This window comes from Rothia sp. BD8, assembly GCF_044878465.1.
GTDB lineage: Bacteria > Actinomycetota > Actinomycetes > Actinomycetales > Micrococcaceae > Rothia > Rothia kristinae.
Genome location: NZ_JANJES010000007.1, coordinates 137031 through 143805, shown reverse-complemented (window position 1 = coordinate 143805; position 6775 = coordinate 137031). Strand labels below are relative to the sequence as shown.

The window sequence follows — 6775 nt, the reverse complement described above, 5'->3', positions numbered from 1 at the left end:
AAAGCACACTATTGAGTTCTCAAACAACGAACCACACAGCCACCACCAGCCCCGAACACTCGGAACCAGAGACGACCATCGGTCTCTCGGAAAAACGTCACCGTCTCGATCGGCGGCAACCTGTCCACCGTACCAGACCCTCACACCATCCCGCAAACCTGCGGATCCTCGGTGATGATCCGGCCGGTCAGGACCGGCCCGCCTCGCGGCGACCTGTAAGACTTTACAGACCCCCACCAGGCCACGCAAGCCGGGAGACAGTGAAGTGCGCCACCGCTGCCGAACCCCGGAATTCCGCGGATCCGCAGCGGTGTCATAGCTCAAGACACAGCCTACGGCGATGCCGGTCACTCGTCCAGGCCGGGGTGCGCACCGCTCGCCCGCGTCTGCCGCGCGGGGTCGCAGGCCCCGTTCCCCCCTGCGCTCACCGCCCACCCCAGGCGCCCGGTGCACCCCTCCCCGCTGCCACGACCCGCTGCGGCAGCGCCGCCGGGCGCGCGCGGGGTCGCCCCCCCCCCGGAATAGCCCGACCGGGATCGGCCGTTGCACCCGTGCAGAACCGGCGTCCGCGCCCGTCGTCCCCGCGCCCCGATCTCGCGGACAACGCGGGAGCGGCCACCGCGATCGCTCACCGTCTCGAAAGAAGGCTCACCATGCTCCCCCTGTCCCTCATCGACTTCGCGACCGTCTACGACGGCGAGACCCCCGCGGACAGCTATGTCCGCTCCGTGGACATGGCCCAGCGCGCCGAGGCCCTGGGCTACTCGCGGATCTGGTACGCCGAGCACCACAACATGCCCAGCATCTCCTCCGCCGCCCCGGCCGTGCTGATCTCGCACATCGGAGCGCACACCCGCCGCATCCGGCTGGGCGCCGGCGGCGTCATGCTGCCCAACCACTCACCGCTGACCGTCGCCGAGCAGTTCGGCACCCTCGCGGAGCTGTACCCGGGCCGGATCGACCTGGGGCTGGGCCGGGCCCCCGGCACGGACATGCGCACCCTGCAGGCGCTGCGCCGGGACCCCCAGGACGCCGAGCGCTTCCCCAGCGACGTCGTCGAGCTGCAGGGGTACCTGTCCGGCTCCTCCCGCATCCCCGGGGTGGAGGCGATCCCCGGGCGCGGGACCAACGTTCCCCTGTACATCCTGGGCTCCTCCCTGTTCGGCGCGCAGCTGGCGGCCCGGCTGGGTCTGCCGTACTCCTTCGCCTCGCACTTCGCCCCCGCGGCCCTGGAGCAGGCCACCACGGTGTATCGGGAGACCTTCCAGCCCTCCGAGCACCTGGCCGAGCCGTACGTCATCGCCGCCGTGAACGTCACCGCCGCGGACACCGAGGAGGAGGCCGCCGAGCAGACCCGACTGGTCCGGCGCAACCGGGTCAAGGCCATGGTGGGCCGCGGCAGGGAGTTCACGGAGGAGGAGCTGGACCTGCTGGTGGATTCCCCCGCCGGGCACCAGATCATCGACATGCTGCGCTTCACCGCCCAGGGCACCGGGGATCAGGTGCGGGAGTACCTGGAGCGCTTCACCGCCCAGGCGCAGGCCGACGAGCTGATGGTGTCCCTGCAGTCCCCGACCACCGAGCAGTCCCGCCGCTCCATGGAGATCCTCGCCCAGGCGTGGGGGCTGCCCGCCGAGAACGACGACGCCGCCGCGTCCGCCTGATCCGGCCCGCCGACCCGCGCGGGACTCCGTACGACACCTCGCGATCCGGCATCGCGCCGGTCTGCGATCCGGATCACGAAAAGTCGCGTTCAGGTCTTCCCCTCGCGGGCGGGCGGTGGGATACTGGAGGTGGTTGATCAACCGGACCGATTCCACCGGCAGACGGGAGAGCACATGATCGCTGACCCCGCAGAAGAGCACGCGCGGGCCCGCTGAGGCCCCGGACCGCTTCGACCCCGCTGAGCTGACAGCACACCGCCCAGGGCATCCCGTACGGCGAGACACAGCACGGAAGGCACCGGCCCGGACCCCACGGATTCCGCATCGCAGCGGAGCGAGGCTTCCCGGTCGCCGCGATGAGGGCGAGACCCCACCGAGGAACCGGAGGAACCCGCCTCCCACAGCTCACAGGAGACGGACTCACTGCTTGAGTCCCGCTCCTCCTCTGGCGCCATGCCGACCTCGACGCCCCCACCCGCGATCCACGGCTCCTCGAGCCGCTCGCACCGCCCGTCCTCCGTGACGACGGCGGCAGCCATCCGGATCCGACGCAGGGGGCCGACGGGTCGGCATGAGTGCGTCCGGGGGTGCACCGCAGGTGCCGCCCGGTGCCCGCCATCGGGCGGCACCGCTGGGGACGGGCCCGGATAGGCTCAGTCCATGACCGACGCCCCGCAGCATGTCCGCCCCTGGCAGATCGTCACCGCACCCGCAGGCTCCTTCCGCACGGTGCGCGAGGACGGCGTCGTGCGGGCCCGGGGCATCCGGTACGCCGAGGCCCAGCGCTTCGCCGCCCCCGCGCCCTTCGCCTACCCGCAGACCACTCCGCAGCAGCCCTTCACCGCGGACACCCCCGCCCCAGCCTGCCCCCAGCGCCACCAGGACACCGATGAACGGCTGATCGCCCTCGGCTTCGACGAGCACTGCCAGCGGCTGAGCATCACCCGGCCGGAGGATGGGCGCACGGACCTGCCGGTGCTGCTGTGGATCCACGGCGGCTCCTACACCGGCGGCGCCGGGGACCTCCCGCACTACGATCCGCGCTGGCTGGTGCGGGAGCAGGGCGTGATCGTGGTCAGCGTGACCTACCGGCTGGGGCTGTTCGGCTACCTCGGCGACGCCGGCTCCCGCGAGGCCAACGCCGGGCTGCTGGATCAGCTCGAGGCCCTGCGCTGGACGCACCGCAACATCGCGGCCTTCGGCGGAGACCCGGACAACATCACCGTGGCCGGGCAGTCCGCGGGCGGGCACGCCGCCTGGGACCTGCTGCTGGCCGCGGACGCGCAGGGCCCCGCGACCCGGATGATCCGCCGGGCGATCGTGCAGTCCGCGCCCCTGGGGATCGTGCACGGGCGGACCCAGCGAGTCTGGGAGGCCCTGGCCCCCTCCGCCGAGCAGACCGAGCGGATGCTCGCGGAGACCCCGGAGCAGATCGTCGCCCGGGAATCCGGGATCAACCGGCTGGCCCTGCGCCGGGGAGCCGCGAGGTTCATGCCCTTCTCCACCCGCTACGGCGCGGACCCCCTGCCGCCCGAGGAGCGGCTGGAGGAGGGATGGCGCCGCGCGGCCGAGGCCGTGGACCTGCTGATCGGGACGACGGCGCGGGAGGTCGGCCTGTTCACCGGGATCCTGCCGCCCCTGCAGCGCCTGGGACGCACCCGCTGGGGCTCGCGCGGCGTCGTCGAACCCCTGGTGCGGGCCCTGACCCGGCGCATCTACGCCAAGGACGCCCGCCGCTGGGCACGCCGGTTCCGCGACGCCGGGGGCCGGGTGGGGCTGTACCGCTTCGAGTTCGGGCGCCCCGGGCATCCCCTGGCCTGCTGCCATCTGGCCGAGCTGCCGCTGCTCTTCCCGCACCCCGCCTGGCGCACCGGGCAGGAGGAGGCCGGGGCCGGGGTGACCGGGCCGCAGCTGATGGACTCCTACGATCCCGACACCCTGGAGCGGGCCGGCCGGGAGCTGCGAGCGCGGTGGGGCGCCGTCCTGCACGGGGCGGACCCGGGCGAGCTGACCGGGATCCCCGGGGTCCTGCGGATGCTGCCGGTGGGCGGGCGCCGGGGCTAGGTTGGGAGGCGAACCGCCTTCGAGAGGAGAACCCCGTGCCGAAGACCGACGGGAACGACCGCGCCCGCGCCGAGGAGCTGCCGAAGACCCTGCAGCGCTCGGACCGCAAGGCCCAGGACACCTACGCGCAGACCTACGACTCCGCGATGGAGGAGTACGACGACGCCGAGCGGGCCGCCCGCACGGCGTGGGCCCAGCTGAAGCACACCCACGAGAAGGTCGGGGACCGCTGGGAGCAGAAGGAGCAGTACGGGGACTCGGACGATCGGGCCGCCTCCGCCGGACGCGACGAGGGCGAGACCGCCGGCGGGGTCAACGCCCGGGCCTCCAAGGAGCACCTGTACGAGCAGGCGCAGCGGCTGGGCATCGAGGGCCGCTCCGAGATGACCAAGGACGAGCTCATCGAGGCCCTGGAGAAGGAGAGTCGGCGCCGAACCTCCGGCAGCTGAGGCGGCCGACGCGGCATCCGGGCCCTGCTAGGCCGGGGCCACCGTGACGACCTGGACCCCCGCGGCCCGAAAGGCCTCCAGGTGGCTCGGGCGGGCCGTCGCCCCCGTGACCAGCGCCGAGACGTCCTCGATCCGCCCGAAGCGGTGCACCGAGCTGCGCTCCAGCTTCTCCGGGGAGACCAGCAGGATGCTGCGCCCCGCGGTCTCCAAGCACGCCCGCTTCAGGCGCGCGTCCTCGGCCTCCGTGGCGGTGAGCCCGTGCCCGGGGGCGGCCGAACAGGCGCCGAGCACCGCGACGTCGGCCCGGAAATCCCGCACCGCCTCCACCGCCTGCGCACCCCGGAAGCACAGCGCCACCGGGCGCACCGGACCGCCCGGCACCACGACGTCGGCCCCGGGACGGGCCGCCAGCTCCCCCGCGGCGCGCAGGGACAGAGCCAGGGCCTGGATCGGACGCCCGGCCAGCCGCGCGGCGAGCGCGGCGCAGGTGGTGCCGTCATCCACGATCACCGCCTCCCCGTCCCCGATCAGCTCGGCCGCGGCCCGCGCCATCGCGGCCTTGAGCCCCGGATCCTCCTCCGCCCGCTCGGCGTAGGGGCGGGGGACGCCGTGGGCAGTGCCGCGCCGGGCCCCGCCGTGGGTGCGCACCAGCTAGCTGTCCTGACCGGGGACGTTGGTCAATCGTGAGAACGGCGGCTGGTTGCCACAGGCCGTGTGGGGCCGGTGCTGGTTGTAGTAGTGCAGCCACCCGTCCAGCTCACCTCGGCGTTCGGCTTCGGAGGTGTAGCAGCGGGCGTAGGCCCAGCCGTCAGCCAGGGTGCGGTGGAAGCGCTCGATTTTTCCGTTGGTCTGCGGCCGATACGGACGGGTGCGCTTGTGCCGGATGCCGAGCTCTGCGCAGGTGTCGCGCCATAGGTGTGAGCGGTAGGCGCCGCCGTTGTCCGACAGGACGCGCTCGACGGTGGCGCCGCGGGCGTTGAACCACTCGACAGCCCGCACCAGGACCGCGGTGGCGGTGATCGCGGTTTCGTCGTCGTGGATCTCGGCGTAGGCGACGCGGGAGTGGTCGTCGATGACGGTGTGGACGTAGGCCTTGCCCATCAACGGGTCGTAGTGCTTGTTCTTCGGCTTGCCCGGGGTTGTCGCGCGGTTCTTCTCGCCTTGGCGGCGTCCGACGTAGCGCCAGCCGCCGCCGTCGGGAATGTTGCCGAGCTTCTTCACATCGGCGTGCAGCATCGCGCCGGGATGGTCGTGCTCGTAGCGGCGGACCGGCTCGCCGGTGGCGCGGTCGACGTGGGACAGCCGGTTCAGGTGCGCGTCGACCAGGATGCGGTGGACCGTGGACGGGGCGATGCCGAGTCGACAGGCCAACTGGACTGGCCCCTCGCGAAGGCGCAGTCGCAGGTTGATGCAGCGCCGGGTGGTCTGCGGGCTGGTCCGGTTGGGCGAGTAGCGGGGTCTGGATGATCGGTCCTGCATGGACTCGCCCTGGCGGTAGCGATCGGCCCAGCGCTTCACAGTCGGCCAAGAGACCTGGAAACGGGCGGCGACCTCACTGATCGGCCACCCGTGGTCAACCACGAGTTGGGCGACTTTGAGGCGATGGCGGGGTGTCAGCGCAGCGTTCTGGTGAGTCATTCATGGCCTCATTCTTAGAGTGGTTGCCTCGCGGGTACATGGGCGAGTTGTGTGCGCTGGCTCATGCCGGTTCTGCCGCTGACCTTTCAATGCGTGTGGTGGCGCAGGCCACTCCGCCCAGCACGACAAGCAGCCCCGCCCATTGGATGGGGGAAGGCCGCTGACCGAACATGGCCCAGGCCCACAACATCGTGACGGGGGCTGTCAGGTAGAGCAGGGTGCTGGTTGCGGTGGCCCCCACGTGGCGCAGGCACCAGGTGAAGGTGGCATAGCCGCCCAGGCCTGACAGGAGAACGAGCCAGATGAGCGCCAGCACCAACCGTCCGGAGACGGGAACGCGGAAGCTCCCATCGGCGAGCGCGCAGAGCATGAAGAATCCAGCCGCCACACAGACTTGAATGGTCAGGCTGAGCATGACCGGCATTGCCGGTTGCCACACGCGCTCCAGGAGCGCAGCCGTGGACAGGCCGAGCAGGCTTGCCACCACCAGGCCGACACTGGCCACGCCGGCCGCGCTGATCCCACCAACGCTGAGGGTCACACCGGCAAGCGCCACACCAAGACCAGCCCACTGGCGAATGCTGACGGAATCAGAGAAGACCAGTCGCCCCACGGCGGTGACCAGCAAGGGCTGCAGTGCGCACACCAGGGCAGACAGCCCGGCATCTAGCCCGTGGTGGGCGGCAAGGAACACCCCGCCGAGGAATACGACATGCGACAGCAGCGACAAGGCAACCTGTCGCAACAGATCACCGCGTCCCACGTCGACCACCGCTCGGCGGGTCGAGGACGTCACCATAGAGACGACAAGGAGCACTGCCGCGGTCACCAGGTAGCGCCAAGCCAGTAGCCCCCAGACTCCCACCGCCGTCTGGTCGGCCAAGGACGCGCCCACGAAACCAGAGCTCCACGTCATCACGAATGCTGCAGCCAAGATCCATCGCATCGCAACAGGTAACC

6 protein-coding genes are annotated in these 6775 nt (G+C 71.6%); 3 read left to right on the top strand and 3 right to left on the bottom strand.

Annotated elements, in window-relative coordinates; all coding sequences use genetic code 11:
• Window positions 1-653: 653 nt before the first annotated feature.
• The 3 genes from NQ707_RS07500 (at window position 654) to NQ707_RS07490 (ending at window position 4177) form a co-directional block, all read left to right on the top strand.
• Entirely contained in the window at window positions 654-1664 is a 1011-nt protein-coding gene (locus NQ707_RS07500; RefSeq protein ID WP_058730994.1) for an LLM class flavin-dependent oxidoreductase, read from the top strand.
• Between the two features lie 660 nt (window positions 1665-2324).
• Window positions 2325-3728 (top strand): carboxylesterase family protein, encoded by a 1404-nt coding sequence (locus NQ707_RS07495; protein ID WP_058730993.1) that lies wholly within the window; start codon window positions 2325-2327, stop codon window positions 3726-3728.
• 35 nt (window positions 3729-3763) lie between these two features.
• Complete coding sequence (locus NQ707_RS07490; protein ID WP_058730992.1) at window positions 3764-4177, top strand: ChaB family protein; 414 nt, start codon at window positions 3764-3766, stop codon at window positions 4175-4177.
• A 27-nt stretch (window positions 4178-4204) separates the two neighbouring features.
• On the opposite strand, the gene NQ707_RS07485 is transcribed toward NQ707_RS07490, so the two are convergent.
• The 3 genes from NQ707_RS07485 to NQ707_RS07475 form a co-directional block, all read right to left on the bottom strand.
• Complete coding sequence (locus NQ707_RS07485) at window positions 4205-4825, bottom strand: DeoR/GlpR family DNA-binding transcription regulator (protein ID WP_404435286.1); 621 nt, start codon at window positions 4823-4825, stop codon at window positions 4205-4207.
• Between the two features lie 3 nt (window positions 4826-4828).
• Window positions 4829-5815: an IS481 family transposase gene (locus NQ707_RS07480; RefSeq protein WP_404435284.1), complete on the bottom strand. Its 987-nt coding sequence runs from the start codon at window positions 5813-5815 to the stop codon at window positions 4829-4831.
• Between the two features lie 61 nt (window positions 5816-5876).
• Window positions 5877-6749 carry a DMT family transporter gene (locus tag NQ707_RS07475; RefSeq protein ID WP_196826278.1) on the bottom strand — a complete coding sequence of 291 codons (873 nt, stop codon included), beginning with the start codon at window positions 6747-6749 and terminating at the stop codon, window positions 5877-5879.
• Window positions 6750-6775: the final 26 nt, after the last annotated feature.